General features: G+C 50.2%; 14 protein-coding genes. 8 read left to right on the forward strand and 6 right to left on the reverse strand.

From position 1 onward, the window contains the following. Positions 1-12: 12 nt before the first annotated feature. From Q369_RS0123835 to Q369_RS0123845, 3 genes are read left to right on the forward strand one after another with little or no spacing between them, the layout of a single operon-like run. A complete protein-coding gene (locus tag Q369_RS0123835) occupies positions 13-966 on the forward strand; it encodes a carbohydrate kinase family protein (RefSeq protein ID WP_031530233.1) in 954 nt (317 codons plus the stop codon). Further along, a complete protein-coding gene (locus Q369_RS0123840; protein WP_031530234.1) occupies positions 963-1,790 on the forward strand; it encodes a class II fructose-bisphosphate aldolase in 828 nt (275 codons plus the stop codon). Before Q369_RS0123835 ends, Q369_RS0123840 begins: the two co-directional genes overlap by 4 nt. Continuing rightward, positions 1,787-3,925, forward strand: coding sequence for a PKD domain-containing protein (locus tag Q369_RS0123845; protein ID WP_084165840.1), 2,139 nt, complete (start codon positions 1,787-1,789; stop codon positions 3,923-3,925). Before Q369_RS0123840 ends, Q369_RS0123845 begins: the two co-directional genes overlap by 4 nt. A gap of 65 nt (positions 3,926-3,990) precedes the next feature. Here the strand turns inward: Q369_RS0123845 and Q369_RS0123850 are convergent, their stop codons facing one another. From Q369_RS0123850 to Q369_RS0123875, 6 genes are all read right to left on the reverse strand, one after another. Then, positions 3,991-8,952 carry an Ig-like domain-containing protein gene (locus Q369_RS0123850; protein WP_031530236.1) on the reverse strand — a complete coding sequence of 1,654 codons (4,962 nt, stop codon included), beginning with the start codon at positions 8,950-8,952 and terminating at the stop codon, positions 3,991-3,993. 57 nt (positions 8,953-9,009) lie between these two features. Next, entirely contained in the window at positions 9,010-9,318 is a 309-nt protein-coding gene (locus tag Q369_RS0123855; RefSeq protein WP_031530237.1) for a DUF6916 family protein, read from the reverse strand. After that, positions 9,300-9,803, reverse strand: coding sequence for a GNAT family N-acetyltransferase (locus Q369_RS0123860; protein WP_031530238.1), 504 nt, complete (start codon positions 9,801-9,803; stop codon positions 9,300-9,302). Before Q369_RS0123860 ends, Q369_RS0123855 begins: the two co-directional genes overlap by 19 nt. 46 nt (positions 9,804-9,849) lie before the next feature. After that, complete coding sequence (locus Q369_RS0123865) at positions 9,850-10,368, reverse strand: phage tail protein (RefSeq protein ID WP_031530239.1); 519 nt, start codon at positions 10,366-10,368, stop codon at positions 9,850-9,852. A 62-nt stretch (positions 10,369-10,430) separates the two neighbouring features. Further along, positions 10,431-10,937 (reverse strand): phage tail protein, encoded by a 507-nt coding sequence (locus tag Q369_RS0123870; protein WP_031530240.1) that lies wholly within the window; start codon positions 10,935-10,937, stop codon positions 10,431-10,433. A gap of 40 nt (positions 10,938-10,977) precedes the next feature. Next, positions 10,978-11,493: a phage tail protein gene (locus Q369_RS0123875; protein WP_031530241.1), complete on the reverse strand. Its 516-nt coding sequence runs from the start codon at positions 11,491-11,493 to the stop codon at positions 10,978-10,980. Positions 11,494-11,784: 291 nt separating this feature from the next. Between Q369_RS0123875 and Q369_RS0123880 the strand changes: the two genes are divergently transcribed. From Q369_RS0123880 to Q369_RS28060, 5 genes are all read left to right on the forward strand, one after another. Beyond that, positions 11,785-12,843: a LacI family DNA-binding transcriptional regulator gene (locus Q369_RS0123880; protein WP_031530242.1), complete on the forward strand. Its 1,059-nt coding sequence runs from the start codon at positions 11,785-11,787 to the stop codon at positions 12,841-12,843. 199 nt (positions 12,844-13,042) lie between these two features. Continuing rightward, positions 13,043-14,266 (forward strand): Nramp family divalent metal transporter, encoded by a 1,224-nt coding sequence (locus Q369_RS0123885; RefSeq protein ID WP_031530243.1) that lies wholly within the window; start codon positions 13,043-13,045, stop codon positions 14,264-14,266. 8 nt (positions 14,267-14,274) lie between these two features. Beyond that, entirely contained in the window at positions 14,275-15,291 is a 1,017-nt protein-coding gene (locus Q369_RS0123890; protein WP_031530244.1) for an NAD-dependent epimerase/dehydratase family protein, read from the forward strand. Between the two features lie 43 nt (positions 15,292-15,334). Continuing rightward, a complete protein-coding gene (locus Q369_RS0123895; protein WP_031530245.1) occupies positions 15,335-16,396 on the forward strand; it encodes a dihydrodipicolinate synthase family protein in 1,062 nt (353 codons plus the stop codon). A gap of 1 nt (position 16,397) precedes the next feature. Then, a complete protein-coding gene (locus Q369_RS28060) occupies positions 16,398-17,894 on the forward strand; it encodes a PQQ-dependent sugar dehydrogenase (RefSeq protein ID WP_229206935.1) in 1,497 nt (498 codons plus the stop codon). The last annotated feature ends 3 nt before the right edge of the window (positions 17,895-17,897 follow it).

The raw sequence follows: 17,897 nt of genomic DNA on the forward strand, positions 1-17,897 counted from the left end.
CCGGGATTTGATATGGTACATCCTAAACTACTGGTCGTAGGCGAGCTGAACGTCGACTTGATCTTAAACCAGGTGCAGGGTTTTCCTCAGCTGGGAAAAGAGAAGATCGCCGAAGAAATGAACCTGTGCCTGGGCAGCTCTTCGGCTATTATGGCCGCCAACATTGCGGCGCTGGGAGTGGATACAACCTTTTGCGGCGTCGTAGGGGAAGATTATTTCGGTGAATTTATTCTGCGTGAGCTGGAACGGAAGTCGGTGAACTGTCGGCATGTGAAGCGTATCGACGATCAGAAAACTGGCTGCACAATGATCCTGAACTACGGGCAGGACCGCGCAAATGTAACTTACCAGGGTGCGATGAATGCGCTGACGATCCATGACCTGCCTTTTAACGGACCGGTTACTTATCAGCATTTGCATGTATCAAGCCTGTTTCTTCAAAAAGGGCTGCAAAGTGATATTGGACAGGTATTTATCAATGCGAAAGCAGCCGGAATGACCACCTCGCTGGACCTGCAATGGGACCCAGCCGAGCAATGGGCATTTGACTATACGCGTTGCCTGCCGTATGTGGACGTATTTATGCCAAACGAATCGGAATTGCTCGCGCTTACGAGAACGGACTCGGTAAGCAGCGGGATCGAGAAAATCCGGCCTTACCTGAATACCCTTGCGTTGAAAATGGGAAAAAACGGCAGCCTGGGTATCTGCGACGGACAAGAACTCACCATTCCCGCCTTTGACGGACCGCACTTTGTGGATGCAATCGGAGCGGGGGACTCTTTCAATGCGGGATTTATTCAAAAATACATACTGGGTGCATCGCTGGCAGACTGCCTGCGCGCGGGTAACCTCATGGGCGCCCTGAACACCACAGCTGCGGGCGGCACAGGCGCTTTTTGCGACATCAACGAAATCAGCGAAAACATAAAAGACTTCTGGGGAATAGAATTGAGCCTGTCATGAAACTGAAAGAAAAACTACGCGAATTAACACAGCTGAAAAAAGGTTTGCTGGCTACAAATTATTACGACCTGGAAACACTTCACGGCGTATTGCAGGCGGCCGCAGAGCTGAAACAGCCTGTTATCTTACAACTTACGCAGAGCTCAATCGACTACATGGGTTTGAAAACGGCGGTAAGCCTGGGCCGCAACGGACTGGAAGAATTTGGTGTGGAAGGCTGGATCCACCTAGACCACGGCGGGTCGGTTGAACTCGTGCAGCGCTGCCTGGATGCTGGGTTTGATTCCGTGATGATCGACGGTAGTGAGCTCCCTTTTGAGGAAAACGTCAGGCTGACCAGAGAAGTGGTTGAGCGGGCTAAACGATACGATGCCCACGTGGAAGCCGAGCTGGGCTACGTGGCTAAACTCGGTCAATCGCACGATAACAGCGGCTTCACACAACCGGACGAGGCGGCTGCTTTTGTGGCAGAAACCGGCGTTGATGCGCTGGCAGTTGCTATAGGAACAGCACACGGATTTTACAAAGAAGAGCCGAAACTGGACATCGAACTTTTACGCAGCATTGCCGAAAAAACGGCCGCGACTCTTGTGTTACACGGCAGCTCAGGTGTGCCGCACAACCAGGTACAGCAGGCAATTTCCAATGGCATTTGCAAAGTAAATCTCGCCACCGAGATCAAGAACATCTTCATGGCATCCCTGAAAGCCGAATTGACCGATAATGAGGATATTGACCTGCGGAAAGTGTTTCCGAAGGCAACCTGCAAGATCACAGAACTCGTTAAGACCAAGCTGGTAATGGTAGAAAATACCGCGGGATGAACAAGCATTATTGTATGTACTGGTCGGCGCTCATCTCTCTTCTGATCTGCTGGTTGCCGGCAGCGGGTGAAACCATTCACCGAAAGGCGAAGGCGACATTGACTCCGGTCGAAATGAACAAGGAGGACACATTGAAGTTTGTGCTCCGAAATGGCCAGGTTCGCACAATGGTTTTGAAGGAAATCTCGTCAAATATCATTATTACAAATCTCGGTAGACTACGGGCAGATCAGCCCGGCGGCGCGACGCTTTACCATTTTACATGTCAGGTATTGATCGACGGGTATTTGATGGAGATGGAGCGCTACGTGGGTTCACAGGAAAGTTTTTATGAGCCTTATGTGGTAAATGGAATGCGGATCTGGTTCGATGGCGTGAACTCCATCGGGCAAATCATCAAGGACGAGCACGGCGGCAAGAGCAGCGAATCGGTACCACACAGGCACGCACGGTTCGCGGTGACTGATATGACGAATCGGGTAGCTCCGACCAAACTTTACTCCATGTATCCAAAGACCGAAAACTTCATTCGTATTTCGGAAAGCTACAATGCAGACGATTGCTGGATGGGTGCTTACAATGGATTTGAGCTGCACGGTGGTCTGGATCTGAACAATCCGGCGGGAACACCCCAGTTTACCCCATTTCCTATTGATGACCATCATTTTGTTTTCAGTTTGGAAAAGGGAGATAACAACAATCGGTGGCGCGGGGTACATACCTGGGAGAACGGCGACAGATGGAGCATTCAGAATCACCACATGCTAAATCTGCGGGTGCCGGAGCATACACCCATTGGTGCAGGTGTGCATTACGCAGATGGCGCGGGCGTTCATGTCGGAAATAACGAGCATTCGCATTTTGTTTTCCGGGTAAAAGCAAAGGAGGATAACAATGAAATATTACTTGATCCCTGGATTTTGTTCTGGCAGATTTTTGAAGATAACCGCGAGCGAGCAGGAGAAACAAAGGCGATTACCACGCCGTTCCGGCCTGGAAAAACGGGAGAGCAGCTTTCGTTTAATGGTGAAAAATCAAGGAACGCGGATAAAAGTTCAGGCCGCGACTTGTCGTATCACTGGACATTTGGCGACGGGGCCACTTCGATAGAGAAAAATCCCAAACACGTTTTTGCAAATCCCGGCATTTATCCGGTAACACTTTTGGTCGACGACGGCATTGTCCGAAGCAGCTTCACGCAGCACATTACCATCAATGAGGCCGCTCAGAAATCCCCATCACTTGCACTGGCTTGCGATGAAGAACCTTCATTCCGTGTTCGTCCCGTGCATGTGATGGACGTTTATGCGCTTGAAAGAAAGCTTATCCCCAACACACTTCATTTCCTTGCCAGGCCCAGCAGACCGCGGCCAAATGCAAAAACAGTATCGCTGCTCAATGCAGGTAATGGTGAATTTGGTAAGGTAAGCCTTCCCAAAATTGAATATTTGCGGGGAAAAGGATGGCTTAACTTAAACCTGGAAGGTGAGGGGAATGAACAGAAAATACAGGTTTCAGTTAATGGAGCTGGACTTCAAACCGGCGTTTACGCGGCTCGCGTGCGGGTGGAGGCGCCGGGTGCTGGCAATGCAGTCCAGTATTTTCATGTAGCATTAACTATTCCTACTTATCCACCTGCGCACAATGAAACCGGGAATCTCAAACAGGAGATCGTCGACAATGCGGACGCGCGTGAAAACCGCTTTTACAGCACACCTCATTTTTGGGTTGCGCCGCAATTTAAAAGATGGAAAGAAAAAGGCTATCGCGATCTGTATCTGACCAATGGCGGCCGCGCGACTCCCGGGGAATTCGCCAGGTTCCGGCCGGACCTTGCGGCGGGTACGTATGAGGTACTCTTTTCGGAGCAAACACCTTTTGATCCGCAGCGCAGAGCAATTGTAGGTGAAAAGAAATATCCTGTTGACAGCCAGCTGAATGCTGTACCTCGGTTCAGAGTGAAAGTTTATTCAAAAAATGGTGAGTACGAGGTTTGGGTGAAACCGACAGAATCGCTTTCAATAGGAAAATTCGATTTCTGGGAAGGAATGGATGGCTATATCGACATTCTGAGTGAAGGTTCAACCGGACAGGTGCTTGTTGACGCCATTATCTTCCGAAAAGTGGAGACATAGGCGGATGATGTACCTCTGAAATTTTGCTACCCGTTACGCCTTGCCTCGCAACGGGTAGCACGTTCTTATCTGCTGATTACTACTTTCTGGCGGCTGATTTCTCCATTTGCATGAAAAACCGACAGCACATACATGCCCACAGGCAAGTTGCTTACCGGTACTGTGTTCGTAAGGCTGCTTTGTGATTGATAGACCAATGCGCCTCTTACATTATGTAATTCAACGGCTTTGATCTGACTTGATATGCCGGTTTTTAGTGTCAGCAGGTCAGATACCGGGTTAGGGAAAATTTCCAGACCGGCTTTTTCGCCAACACGCACGAATGCGATCTTACTGTATGCAAACGTCTGGTCTTTGTCGACCATTTTCAAACGGTAGAAGTTATCGCCTGCCGCTGGCTTTTCGTCCGTGAAGGTATAATTTAAGATAGCAGAACTTTCCCCCCCGGCCGCTTTCATGCCGATCGTTTTCCAGCTTTTTGCATTGGTACTGTGCTCGATTTCAAACTCTTCGCTATTGGCCTCCTCGCTGGTTTTCCATTTCAAAACGACCGCATTTTCCTGGTGTGCTGCTGCGAAATCCACCAATGTGACAGGAAGCGAGCAATCGCGGAGTACGGAAATCGTGCTGGAACAACCATCTTTGGTGACAGTGATGTTGGCAGTCTGGCCACTTGGAATATCGATGACGCTGTTTCCCGAAACGGTTCCCAGATTTGTCGTGACCGTTCCTCCCTCTGTAATCGTGAAAAACACACTGTAAGTGTTCAAATCTGATGCACAGTTGTATTGTTCTCCGGTCAGCGCAATCACTGGCACCTCACTTACGGTTACGGCAGCTGTTTGTCCGGAAATCGGCGTGGTCGCGCCGCCGGAGCCGCTTACATTGATGAGCTCATAAGAAAAGCTGCCTGCCGCTGTGGTCGGTACAGATATGCTGGCCGTGGTATTCGCGTCAGTTGTGGTCAGCTGGGTATCAGGGCCGCCGTTTAATTTGTAGGTAAATGTAAAAGGCGCGATACCGTTAACCGCTGTGAATGTAACCAGCGGCGATGCTGCACCAACACAAGCCGAGCTGCTCCCTGATATAGAAGCTGTGAGTCCATTGGCCACTGTCACAACTGCTGTCTGAGCGGTTGTGGGTACCAGCGTGCAGCCTTGCGCGTCGGTAACATCGATGATTTCGTAAGTGAAAATCCCTACGCCTGCCGTGCTCTGCGCAATTCCCGCTGTCGTTGCACCACCGGAGGTACTGATCGTCTCCGGCGTTCCGTCGTTGATTTTGTAGCTGAAAGTATAAGGCAATGTTCCGCCAGTGGCACCAAAGGTAATGGTCGGAGCTGCCGCTCCCTGATCGACCGTCGCAGTACCGGTAATGGTGGATGCGGTTATTTCGTTGACGGTCAAAGTTGCTGCGCTGGAAGTAATGCTGTTACAAGGATTAGAAACAATGCATTGATATTCAGATTGATCGTCGCTGCCGGGAACATTTGTTAATTCCAATGTAGCGGTAGCAGCACTCGGGTTGGTGCCGGGGTCAATGTTTTCGAATGTGCCGCCTGCTACTTTTTTCTGCCACTGATAATTCGTCACGGTACCCGTCGCGCTTACGCTGAATGATGCATTGCCGCCCGCGCAGATCTGTTGCGACTGCGGATTTTGTGAGAGCTCTGGCGCGGGAGTAGCGGTTACTGTTACTGTAAACGAACATGTTGCTTCGCTACCCACACCATTGGAGGCACTAACTGAAACAGTCGTCGACCCGGCGGGAAATGCATAAGGAAATGTGATCGGGCTTCCCGAAACGCTATACACAACGGTCGGAGCAGGACAGCCCTGAACAGTCGCCGGCAGCGATAAGGACGCAGTACAAGTTCCTGCATCCGGGTTTACAACCTGATCAGCAGGGCAAGCACTGATAACCGGCGCCGAAACGACCCCGGTAATGGTCGGGTCGCTGGCTCCTGCCGCGGCCGGATCGTCTGTCAGGACAGTTGGCAGGTCGTTGCCGGTCACCGCTCCCTGGTTGGTTACCTCACAGGTAGACACTGGTATGTCTGCATTGATTGTAACCTTATATTTAACAACCACATTTTTGTTGCTCGGTAACAAAAAGCCGCTTCCAGTCCTATTCACGGTGACAGTCTCACCTGCGAGTACGGCTTCCGTTCTGCCGTTCGGTATTTTTTGCGTTGGAGCAGTTTGCTGTTGAGCAATCGTTTCTGGCTGCGCGATTGGAGATACTACCTTATCCGGCGCATTCTGAATGGAATCCGCCGGATTTTCCCTATCTGCGGCGGTTCTGAATGCGGTTTCCTGTTCCGCCGAAACGCGGAGAGTCGACACATTGGGTACTGCGCAGGTTTGGCCGGTGTTATAGCTGGTAGTTCCTGAGCCAGCTGGCAGCACGAATGCATTGGACGGTGTATTCCCGTTATTGCTCCAAACTTGCGCAAGATTGCTGCCAGTCCCTTGCAGTATGATCTGATTGCCCGGAGCGCCTGGGCGCAAACGCAAAGCAGTTCCGGTATTCGCAGACACGGTATTATTGGCGATATAAGTGCAAAGTTTCCCCTGGTTGTCGGAGAGCGATGAAATGAAATTAACATCAATATCATAAAATGCATTCGAGCCGATTGTGATCCTGTTGTTACTGATCGTCAGGTCGCTTCTGGTGCTGCCGTTGGGAGAGTAGCCCGAAAAGCCGATCCCAAAGTCATTCGCAATGCCCGAAATGGTGTTGTTATTAATTCTTAAAATGCCCTTGGCAGCTGCACCTTCTGTATCAAAGAAAATGCCGGACCCTCCACCGCCGTCGCTTACAACCGTATTATTATCAACGGTACCTTCCTGCGTGGAGCTGTTACTCACTTTTAGATTAATACCCGTGCCATTTCTGCATCGGATATTGTTCCCGATGATATTGTATCTCAAAGACGAGCTGCCTGTCGACTGAAAGTCAATGCCGATGGAGGTGAGCCTGGTGACTCCGTCCAAAGCCAGGTTGTTTACGATTGCGCCCTGAATGTCGCCTACGAGCTGTGCATTATCGTTGGATATCATTTTTATCCCTTGCGTCTCGCACCGGAGGAACTGGCTGCCGCCCGTTATTTTCAGCTTCATTTGCGAGCTTCCAAATCCCTCCATCAGGATACCTCCGTTGTTTGGGGAGTCGGAGAAATCGCAGTTATTGACCGTCAGTAAGTTCAGGTTTGAATTTGTATTCCCAAAGTAGGCCACTCTGCCGGAAGGTGCATTTGCAATGGTACTATTTGCAAAATTCGAATTGGTGATGGCGCTGTTACCTGTTGTATTGGTAGCATAAATGGCGCCTTCAATGGAGGAATTACCCGCTTTCTCGACAAAGCTGTTGTTGATGGTCAGGTCATTGACCCCGCGCAAGTTGATCCCATTCTGTGTCGTGTTGCCGGAAATGTTTATCCTTTCAAGCCTGAATGCATTTACATTGTTGGCGTAAACAGCCGCATTGCAGGCCGAATTGTCAGCAGCGTTGCAGCCTGCGCCATCCGAAGTGTTTGCATTGATAAGGTTGATGTTGTTCAGGGTAACGCCAGCCGCATTCGAGAATTCGATCCCGCGTCCCGAAATGTTCTGGATAGTACCACCTGTGCCCGCGGTACTTCCTGAGCCGGTGATCTGGAAGGAGCCGCTTGTTCCTGACACGGAGATGCCTTTCACGGCGCTGTTACAGAAAACCGAAGCCAATGTTACATTCAGTGCAAGCGAGTTTCCCGCGATCTCTATAGCGGCAACATTGGATGCTGAAATGGTGCCTGAACCAATGGTCAGAGATCCGCCTGCGGATGAAATGTCAATCGGGCTGACTCCGCCCGAAAGTACCGTCGAGGATACTTCCGAGAATTCGGCTGCAAGCGTCACATTGGACAAATTCAGCGCGCTTCCGGTGCCCGACAGGCCTACCTCGCTGATCGTGAGCGTTCCGGCTGTTGTTCCGGCTATTTTTGCTCCTCCCGAATTTCCTGCATTTAGTCCTCGTATCGTGTTTGCTGCGGCCGTGTTAATCGTATTGGCACCGCCTGAACTTGTCAGCAGCGGCCTTGAACCGCCTGTGCCGGGAAGCTGATTGCCTCCGCTGGGCGCATTGTAGCCGGCTATCGTCAAGAGTGCGGCGCTGGCTCCCTGGCCGATCAGTTTTTGCTCGTTAAGCAGTGAAACCGGTCCGGTGTAATTTCCTGAATATAGAAAAATGGCATGTCCGGCCTGCGGGTGCATTGCCCCTCCATCATTAATAGCCTGAAAAGCGGAGAGTGATGTGAACGGGTTAGTTAACGTGCCATTTTCACCACCGGGAGTGCCGCCTGCATTGACAAACCAGATCGCACCTGTGGCTGTAATGGTCACGGTTGCGGAAGATGTCAATCCTGTTCCGTTTTGGAGCGTATAGGTAAAAGTATCAGCTCCGGTAAATCCTGCGGCCGGCAGGTAGGTAAATGCGCCGGTGGCATTATCCAGCGTAATACTGCCTCCCTGATCCGTGCTGACCGTTGCGGGTCCTGTAATGCTGATTGCGGCGCCGGTGGGGCTCACATCATTTGCAAGCAACCCTGCTTCGGCCGGAATGTTGATTCCAACATTCCCTATTGTATTGTATGCGTCATTTTGCGCAATGGGGCTCACCTGAACGGATCCGGGCACAAGCGTTGTATTTGCATCCACCTGGGTCGTGAAAGTGACGCCAGTCACGTCCGGGCCGGTGTTCGATATGTTGACTGTGTATTCCAGCTCGTCGCCGGCAGATGCCCCGGGCAGCCCGGTGTCGCTGGTAAGTTCATAGGTGTTGGTAGCAGTAACTCCGGGGACAAAAGGGGTCGCATCATTAGCTTTGGAACGTGCGAGCGGAACCCTTGCAGGTTGCTTGCTTTCTGCTTTTGCTGCCGCCAGGGCAGGTTTTTGCAAGTCAGCGGCGGAACGGTTTTCAGTTTGCGTGATGATGGCGACCGAAGCAAACATAGTTGCCCCCGCCAGAAATTGGTAAAGGTTTTTCATTTTTGATGAATTTGAGTAGAAATGTGGGCATCACCAAGTCAGCGATGCCCGTTGAGATCAGGAGAATACTGCTTCGTATTTCATGCCGTCTTTGTCATTGGCAACAGGGACCAAAAACACGTCGAGCAAGCCTAGTTGTGGATGCAGGATCCGGTAAATTCCCTGTTGGCGGTGGGTGCTGTCACCGCCGGTTTGCAGGATAACCGAAAAAGCGCCTCTTTCCAGGGGAGAGTAGGATTCGAGGTCAGTTACATTCTTGACTGTTACGGGCACAGTCTCACCCTTACTGAATTCAATTTGCAGCTCCTGGCCCGGATAATTTCTGAAATCCCGGGCATTCAGCTGACTTAAATCGTATGTTTCCATTCCATGAGATGATAAACGCCATTTGTTTCACTTATTTTTTTAAACCCAAGCCGGTTATACAGGTTTTTGGCAGGATTGAAGGATTCAACATGAATGCTGAGCGGCCGTTTAAGCTGGCCGGAAAGTAGCATCAGGTCCCGAAGTATGCTGGTTCCTATGCCAAGATTCCGGTAGGAGGGAAGCAGCGTGATATCGATGATCCGGATACCCCGTCCCTGAAAATCCTTATGCATGTAAAGCCTGCCTGCATCCGAATTGTTTTTACATATCACCCAAAAATCAGCTCCTGAATAGTTTTTCTGATAGTATTCGTGCTGCGCTTCAAATTGGTTCTTGATAAATTCGGCTTTCATCGATTCACTCCATTCCGGCAGATTGTCCATTTCATGCTGGCGCGTACTTGCGTACATAGTCAGCAGCGATGGCATATCCTGCCGGGCAATGCGGCGCAAAGTGAGATCAGGGTAGCCGGGCTTAAACTCCATCAGGTTCTAATTTTCAGGTAATTGAATTCGGTTGATCAAAAAAGCACTATCCCCTGGGCGGAAAGACGCCCTGCAAGGCTATACAGAAGTAAGTCGTGAGGTAAGGCTGCATGTTGTTATGCGCCTGGTTTCCACCCGCTTGCCCGACTGTACTTTCAGACAAGTAGACGTTCGGACTTCCGGCCTGAAATACCGCGCCGTTGAGAGATCTCGCAATTGTATGCCCGGAAGGATCAGAAAGCTCGCCGGGCTGTGGTGTTAGGTTAACGGTATGTCCATGCTGCGGCATCTCGGAAACCAGCAGCGTGACTTTTTCTGAGCCGCTGCTCTCTCCCAGGTCGTGCTGCGACAACCCGGGCCCTTGCCCAGGGTGCATAGGAGCACGCCCCTGCAAGTCGGGTAAAGAAAAATTGGATTTGCCGTTACCTCCGTAAGTGGTGCCAAGCAATGCGAACAGCGCTGTATTTTGGGAAATCGGTAATAGCTGTCCGTCACACCATGCCCAGCCTTTGGGCGCGAAGTTGAAAGGGAACATCCTGATTTCTGCTACAAAAGGGTCTGCCATTTTGAAAGTATTTGATGTGAAAAGGAAAAAGTTTGATAGGGTAATAGAGCAACAAACGGTAATCAGGTCGGTGACGGGAATATGCCGAAGAGCGAAATGATGAAGCTTACGCACAGATACGGTTGAAAGTTGGTGTGCGGCATTGATCCGCCTTCCGGGCGGATACTTACAGGGCTCATTGCTGCAGCAGAAGGCGGATCTCCCATAAACATCTTTACTGCAGACGAATTTGCGAGCACTGCATTTTGAGGTTGCGCACTGGCGGCGCCACTCGTAGACGCATTAAAGGCATGCGGATGTGGCGGAATCTGGCTGCTGGTGAGTGTCACTTCTTCTACGCCGCTGGGCTCCCCGATATTGAAGCCGTTTCCTGAATGGATAGGCAGGCGGCCGCGAAAATCCGGCAGGCAAAAGTTGGATTGTCCGTCACCGCCGTACGTGGTGCCGATAAGTTGAAAAAGGGCTTCATTTTCTTCGATAGGCAACACCTGTCCTTCGCAAAAAGACCATCCAACAGGCGCAAAGTTGCCGGCAAACATTCTGATTTCTCCAATATAAGGCTGTGCCATTATTTTCTTTGTTAGTAAGGATTGATAGGATAGGTGCTCGTTAGTTAGGACTCGGGAAAATGCCTTGTAAAGCGATGCAGAAGTTGATTGTCAGAGAGGGCTGCATATTCAGATGCGCCTGACCGCCCCCTCCGCCGCCTATTGTACCATCAGCAAGCGGGGTAAGATTGGTTGTCACATTCTGGTAAAGGTCTGCCGGTTTGGAATTGGAAAACAGGTTATTCATCGGATTGTTCACGTTGTTATCCGAACTCCCGGTATCCAGTGCACTCAGCAGGTGCGAATGGGCAGGTAGCTCGCTTACGGTAATTGTATGTGCCTGTTCACCGCCCCACTCAGCCAGATCGTGACCCGGGCCAACGTGGATCGGGGTTTTGCCGCGAAAATCAGGTAATGCGAAGTTTACCCGGCCATCGCCGCCAAATCTTGTCCCCAGCAGTGAAAAAAGTGCTTGATTTTGGTTAATGGGCATTAATTGTCCGTTTGCCAGCGCCCAGCCTTTCGGCGCAAAGTTGAAACTGACCATTCTGATTTCTGAGATAAATGGTTCTGCCATAAATAGAAATTTGTAAGGTGAAAAATAAAGGAACGGAGCGCGCGTAGTCAGTTCAAGGTAACCGATAACTAAATCGCTTTTGAAATATTTCTATAAAAAATAGACAATAACTTATTTAGCGGTATTTGTCCTGGTTGATTTCTGTGCAGACCAGAACTCGTTATGTGAATACAATGGCACGTGCAATTACCGCCGGCAAGCGCCCGAAAGTTTTGGAGGTATTGACTGGGAGGCTATATTTACCTTGCCGTGTTAACTAAATAGACGCCAGGCACCGAAACCAAGCGCCAGATGAAAAAGGAGAGTACCTCGCAGGGAGTAAAAGAGATAGCCCGACGTGCCAATGTATCCACTGCAACCGTGGACCGAGTGCTGCATAATCGTACCGGCGTTTCTGAAAAGACCAAGAAGCGGATCAACGAAATCATCAAGGAGCTGGATTACCAGCCCAATCTCCTGGCAAGCCGGCTGGCGTCAAAAAAGATCATCAGTATCGCTGTCGTTATCCCAAGTGTGTCGGAAGAAACCAACTTCTGGGAAGCTCCGCTGCGGGGAGTGAAAAGAGCTGACGCTGAAATTAAACAGTACGGTGTGCACACGCAGGTCTTCTTTTTTGACCTCAATGACAAAGATTCCTTTTCCGAGAAGATCGCGGAGGTGTTGCATGGGGATTTTCAGGGAGTATTGATTTCTCCATCCTATATTGAAGAAACCAAAAAGTTTGCAGCTCAATGTGCAGAGCGGAAGATCCCGTTCGTATTTCTCGATTCCGACATTCCCGATCTTCACAGCCTTTCCTACATTGGTCCGCACCTTTTCAAAAGTGGTTACGTCGGTGCAAAGCTGCTCACTTACCGGCTGGAACGTGAGAAGAAGATCCTGATCATCAACATATCCAAAGAGATTGACAATTTCAATTATCAGAAAATAGAAGAAGGTTTCAGGAGCTACTTCGCCGATCGGGGCCAGCCTATGGAAATCGTTCGCATCGATATCCGGGAAACTGATTACCAATCCGTCGCCAGGCACCTTACCTATGTTTTTCATTTAAATAAAGATATCGGGGCTGCATTCGTGACCAATTCGCGCGTACACACTGTTGCTTCTTTTCTGAAAAACAGTCACCGCACCCACGTCTCCCTGATCGGGTTTGATTTCGTAACGGAAAACGTGGCTTATCTGGAAAACAATGTGATCGACTTTCTGATCTGTCACCGGCCCGAAGAACAGGGGTACCGCGGTATTATGGCACTTTATCAAAAGCTGGTCGCCAATGCGCCCGTCAGCAAGTTGAGCTATATGCCTATTGACATTGTTACTAAAGAAAATTACGAATTTTATCAAAATTAGCCTATCAGAATTATATAGTGTAATCGCTTCTATTTGCACTAGAAAGATAAGCCTCACAAAAAAAGTCACAGAATCTTCTGGATTTAAATCCATTGAAATTAGAAATAATAAATTCTTTTCTATCTTTACGGGCACGTGCCCGTAAATTGCATCAGCAAATTTCCGGCCGGCATTCAAAATTCCTTTTGCTTCGGAAATTATGACAGACAAAATCCTCAGGTGGCTCAAATCATTGGGCCCGGGAATGATCACCGCCGCGCTGGTCTTCGGACCAAGCAAGCTGACCATTACTTCCAAGCTGGGCGCAGTTTACGGTTACTCTTTATTATGGGTTGTAATCGTAGCTATCCTGTTCATGGGTGTATTTACCGCCATGTCGACCCGCATTGGGGTAGCGACCGATCAATCGCTGCTGGCCTCGGTCAAACAGAAATGGGGCAAGCCGGCGTCGGTAGCGATGGGATCGGGTGTTTTTCTGGTGACAACTTCGTTCCAGGCGGGTAACTCTGTTGGTGTCGGTATCGCTGTTGGCGAGCTGTACCAAACTTCTCCGGTGCCCTGGATCATTCTTTTCAATGCATTCGGTATTGGTCTGCTGTTTTTCAGGAGCTTCTATTCTGTCTTGGAGCGCACGATGATCCTGCTGATCCTTGTCATGCTATTCTCATTCATCACGACCTTTTTCCTGGCTAAGCCCGATGCGGGTGAAATTGTAAAAGGTTTTACCACACCGACTGTTCCGGAAGGTTCGCAGGGGCTGATCATCGCATTTGTGGCTTCCTGCTTCTCTATTGTTGGCGCATTGTACCAGTCTTATCTGATCCAGGAACGGATCCGGATCAACCCCGGGCTGCGTAACACTAAAAATGACAGCACCACGGGGATTGTCATCTTGGGTGCAATGTGCGCAGTTGTGATCATCTGCGCCGCTGCTATCCTGAATCCCAAAGGTATTGCAGTGAATTCCGCAACGGATATGGCCAAAGCGCTCGAACCGATTTTTGGTGAAAATGCATCGACGTTATTCCTGGTAGGTCTTTTCGGCGCTGGTTTTTCGTCGCTCATCGGGAATGCCTCCGTTGGTGGCACGCTGCTCGGTGATGCACTTGGGCTGGGAAGTAATTTCAGCTCAAAGTCAGTGCGTTACCTTGTTGCATTGGTAATGATCATCGGCGCTTCCATTGCGGTACGTTTTGGAAAGCTGCCGCTTGAACTGATCGTTTTTGCCCAGAGTGTAACCATTTTCGTCGTGCCTTTCATTGGTACCGCCATTTATATGGTCGGGAACGATAAAAAGATCATGGGTGAAAAGGTCAACAGTCCGCTGGTGAAGGTGGTGGGCGGCATTGGTTTGCTGGTCATTTTCAGCCTTGCGATCATTAATTCCAAAGAACTATTCTTTAATAATCCGCTTTTCAAATAATCTTTTCTATGATTGACTTCGCTTCACTGGAAGAAAAATGGCTGAGCCCGTCGGAGGCATTGATCGAGGATATCAAGCGCATTGACGGTGATATCATGGTCTTGGGCGCAGGAGGCAAGATCGGGCCGAGTATCTGCCGGCTTGCGAAACAGGCGATTGAACGCGCCGGTCTCGACAAGCGCGTCGTGGCAGTATCGCGGTTCAGCGAGCCGGGCCTGGCCGAAGAACTGAATGCAAAAGGTATCGACACGATTTCTGCCAATATTTTGGATGATACCCAATTGCAGGACCTGCCGGAGATAGAGAATGTGCTTTATCTGGCGGGTACCAAATTCGGTACATCCAGCAACGAGCCTTACACCTGGGCAATGAACACCTACCTGCCCGGCCGCGTAGCCGAGAAGTTTCGCAGGTCTCGGATCGTGGTTTACTCGACAGGCAATGTGTATCCGTTCACGCCGGTGAATTCGGGTGGCGCTACCGAGGAGTTACGGGCCAATCCGGTAGGGGAGTACGGGCAGTCGTGCCTGGGCCGGGAGCGGTTGTTCCAATACTTTTCGTCCGTTTACGGCACACCGCTTTTGATCTACCGTCTCAACTACGCCATTGATTTCCGTTACGGTGTATTGCTCGAAATCGCTAAATCGGTACTGAACGGGAAACCCATCGACGTAAGTATGGGCCACGTGAATGTGATCTGGCAGGGTGATGCGAACGAGATGGCGATCCGCTCGCTGCTGCATTGCGAGGCGCCTGCAAAGCTCTTGAACATTACGGGACCGGAGACCGTTTCGCTCCGTTGGCTGGCAATGGAATTCGGACGTATATTCAATACCGAACCGACATTTTTGACTGAGGAACAGCCTACGGCGCTCCTGAGTAATGCGGCGGAATCTTTCAGGTTGTTCGGCTATCCGCGCACCACATTGAAACAAATGATCGGCATTACCGCGCAATGGCTGCTGGAAGGTGGTAAAACCATTAATAAGCCTACCCATTTCCAGGAAAGGAAGGGACAGTTTTAAGAAGAAAACAGAGTTGGTATATCAGTAAAATCGCATACAAAAGATGTTGAACGAACAGAAGAAAAGGCTGCTGTTTGAAGGAACGGTGATTCCAGCGCACCCGCTTGCATTGACCCGGGAGCTGAAACTGGATGAAAACAGGCAGCGCGGGCTGACGCGGTACTACATGGCCAGCGGCGCCGGAGGAGTGGCGATCGGTGTGCATACGACCCAGTTCGAAATCCGCGACCCGCAGGTCAATTTGTTTGAAAAAGTACTCGCGATCACCGCGGAAGAAATTGATAAAGCGGAGCTGGACAGACCTTTTATCAAAGTAGCCGGTATCTGCGGAAAGACGGAGCAGGCATTGAAGGAAGCTGATGTTGCGATCAGATACGGCTACGACCTTGGACTGGTGAGTATGGCTGCATTCAGGACGGAGCCTGAGGATGAGATAATTGCACACGTAAAGAAGGTAGCCGAGAAAATACCCGTTTTCGGATTTTATTTGCAGGTTGCTGTGGGAGGCAGGGTGTTCAGTTATGATTTCTGGCAAAAATTTGCGGAGATACCGAATGTGACTGCGATCAAAGTAGCTGCATTCAACCGGTACCAGACACTGGATGTGGTACGCGCCGTTGCTTGCTCCTCGAGGAGAGACGACATTGCGCTGTATACCGGAAATGACGACAACATTGTAGCCGACCTGCTGACGCCATTTGTATTTGATGTGAACGGAGAGAAAGTTGAAAAACGGTTCGTAGGCGGTCTGCTGGGGCATTATGCCGTTTGGACAGAAAGATCGGTGCAGTTATTGGCCGACATTAAAGAGGCAGTGAAGGGTTCTGGTGGAGATATTTCAAAGCTCCTCAGCGCGAACATTGAAGTGACCGACATGAATGCCGCGATCTTTGACCCGGCTAATAATTTCCACGGCTGCATTACCGGTGTGCACGAGGTACTTAGAAGGCAGGGATTGATGGAAGGGATCTGGACATTGAATCCCAAAGAAGATCTTTCACCGGGGCAGGCCGACGAGATTACCAGGGTTATTGGAGCTTATCCGCATTTGGTGGACGACGAATTTGTGAGTGCGTTTTTGGAGAAAGAAGTCAATCTGATTTAGCATGATGGCCGTGTATCGGTTAGCCGCAGGATTGATCCTGGCGGGCATGTGGCAATTTTGGATCAATCAAAATGAACCGCAAGGGCAGAAAGCCCCTGTCGATACGCCATTGAAAATCAGCACAGTAGCATCGGGATTGAATGTTCCCTGGGAAATGATCTGGGGGCCCGACGATCAGCTCTGGTTTACAGAACAAAGCGGCACGATCAGCCGGGTCGATCCGAAAACAGGGCTGAAAACGTTGCTTGTGAAAATCGACGAAGTGTACCGTTATCGTTCGCTGGGCTTGCTGGGCATGGCGATACATCCTGACTTTAAGCGGCAGCCGTTTGTGTTTGTTGATTATATGTGTAAAAAAGATTCGCTGATCACCACAAAGCTGGTCCGGTTTACCTATAAGAACAATAAGCTTACCGAGCCGAAGATTTTGCTCGAAATTCCTGCTCACACGGGCCACAATGGGTCCAGGATCGTTTTTGCACCGGACGGAAAGCTGATGTTCGCCACGGGGGATGCGATCACGATCACCAATGCGCAGAATACGAATTCATTGAATGGAAAGGTTTTACGCATGAATATCGACGGTACTGCACCGGCAGATAATCCGATCAAAGGAAGTCTGATCTGGTCGTGGGGGCACCGGAATATTCAGGGCTTGACTTACGGAGCAAATGGACTGCTCTACGCCTCGGAACACGGCGACGCGCTGGAAGACGAGCTGAATATCATTCAAAAAGGTGGCAATTACGGTTGGCCGAAAGTGGAAGGTTTTTGCGACCAGCCCGCTGAAAAGCAGTTTTGTGATTCGGTTAAAATCGTTGAACCTGTCAAATCCTGGACACCGACGATTGCACCCGCGGGCATTGCGATGTACAATGGCAATATGTTTCCGGAATGGAAGAATGCCATTTTACTCACCACCTTAAAAGAAAGTGACCTGCGCATTCTTAAAGTGGATAAAACCGGTAAAAAGATCGTGTCGGAAACCATTGTACTGGATGCAAAGTACGGCCGGCTGCGCGACATTTGTGTCGGCCCGGACGGCAGTATTTACGTTTCCACGAGCAACCGCGACTGGAACCCGGCAACCGGATTTCCGAAGCCAGCCGACGATCAGATTCTGCGGATTACACCAGGCAAAGCAGGAGACTATGCAGCACAAACGGCCGCCTTACCGGAGGCGCCAAAGGGACAACGCATTTACAACCAGTATTGTGCGTCTTGCCACAAGCAGAATGGAGAAGGAGTAGCCGATGTATTCCCCCCATTGAAAGGGACAGGCCAGGTACAGGACAAGCAGCAGCTGATCAGTATCATGCTCAAAGGTCTTTCCGGGAAAATAGAGGTGAATGGAAAATCTTACGACCAGCACATGCCCGCGATGGCGTTTCTGACAGATACCCAGCTCGCCGAGGTAGCAACCTATGTACGACAAAGTTTCGGGAACCAGCTTAGTGCTGTTTTTGTGGAAGAAGTCAAGACCGCGAGGTCCAGGTGAATT

This window comes from Dyadobacter crusticola DSM 16708 (genome assembly GCF_000701505.1).
Lineage (GTDB): Bacteria > Bacteroidota > Bacteroidia > Cytophagales > Spirosomataceae > Dyadobacter > Dyadobacter crusticola.

Bases quoted from the DNA above. Each gene is read 5' to 3' on its own strand.
- Q369_RS0123835 (WP_031530233.1), top strand. From the start codon at position 13: ATGGTACATCCTAAACTACTGGTCGTAGGCGAGCTGAACGTCGACTTG.
- Q369_RS0123840 (WP_031530234.1), top strand. From the start codon at position 963: ATGAAACTGAAAGAAAAACTACGCGAATTAACACAGCTGAAAAAAGGT.
- Q369_RS0123845 (WP_084165840.1), top strand. From the start codon at position 1,787: ATGAACAAGCATTATTGTATGTACTGGTCGGCGCTCATCTCTCTTCTG.
- Q369_RS0123850 (WP_031530236.1), bottom strand. From the start codon at position 8,952: ATGAAAAACCTTTACCAATTTCTGGCGGGGGCAACTATGTTTGCTTCG.
- Q369_RS0123855 (WP_031530237.1), bottom strand. From the start codon at position 9,318: ATGGAAACATACGATTTAAGTCAGCTGAATGCCCGGGATTTCAGAAAT.
- Q369_RS0123860 (WP_031530238.1), bottom strand. From the start codon at position 9,803: ATGGAGTTTAAGCCCGGCTACCCTGATCTCACTTTGCGCCGCATTGCC.
- Q369_RS0123865 (WP_031530239.1), bottom strand. From the start codon at position 10,368: ATGGCAGACCCTTTTGTAGCAGAAATCAGGATGTTCCCTTTCAACTTC.
- Q369_RS0123870 (WP_031530240.1), bottom strand. From the start codon at position 10,937: ATGGCACAGCCTTATATTGGAGAAATCAGAATGTTTGCCGGCAACTTT.
- Q369_RS0123875 (WP_031530241.1), bottom strand. From the start codon at position 11,493: ATGGCAGAACCATTTATCTCAGAAATCAGAATGGTCAGTTTCAACTTT.
- Q369_RS0123880 (WP_031530242.1), top strand. From the start codon at position 11,785: ATGAAAAAGGAGAGTACCTCGCAGGGAGTAAAAGAGATAGCCCGACGT.
- Q369_RS0123885 (WP_031530243.1), top strand. From the start codon at position 13,043: ATGACAGACAAAATCCTCAGGTGGCTCAAATCATTGGGCCCGGGAATG.
- Q369_RS0123890 (WP_031530244.1), top strand. From the start codon at position 14,275: ATGATTGACTTCGCTTCACTGGAAGAAAAATGGCTGAGCCCGTCGGAG.
- Q369_RS0123895 (WP_031530245.1), top strand. From the start codon at position 15,335: ATGTTGAACGAACAGAAGAAAAGGCTGCTGTTTGAAGGAACGGTGATT.
- Q369_RS28060 (WP_229206935.1), top strand. From the start codon at position 16,398: ATGATGGCCGTGTATCGGTTAGCCGCAGGATTGATCCTGGCGGGCATG.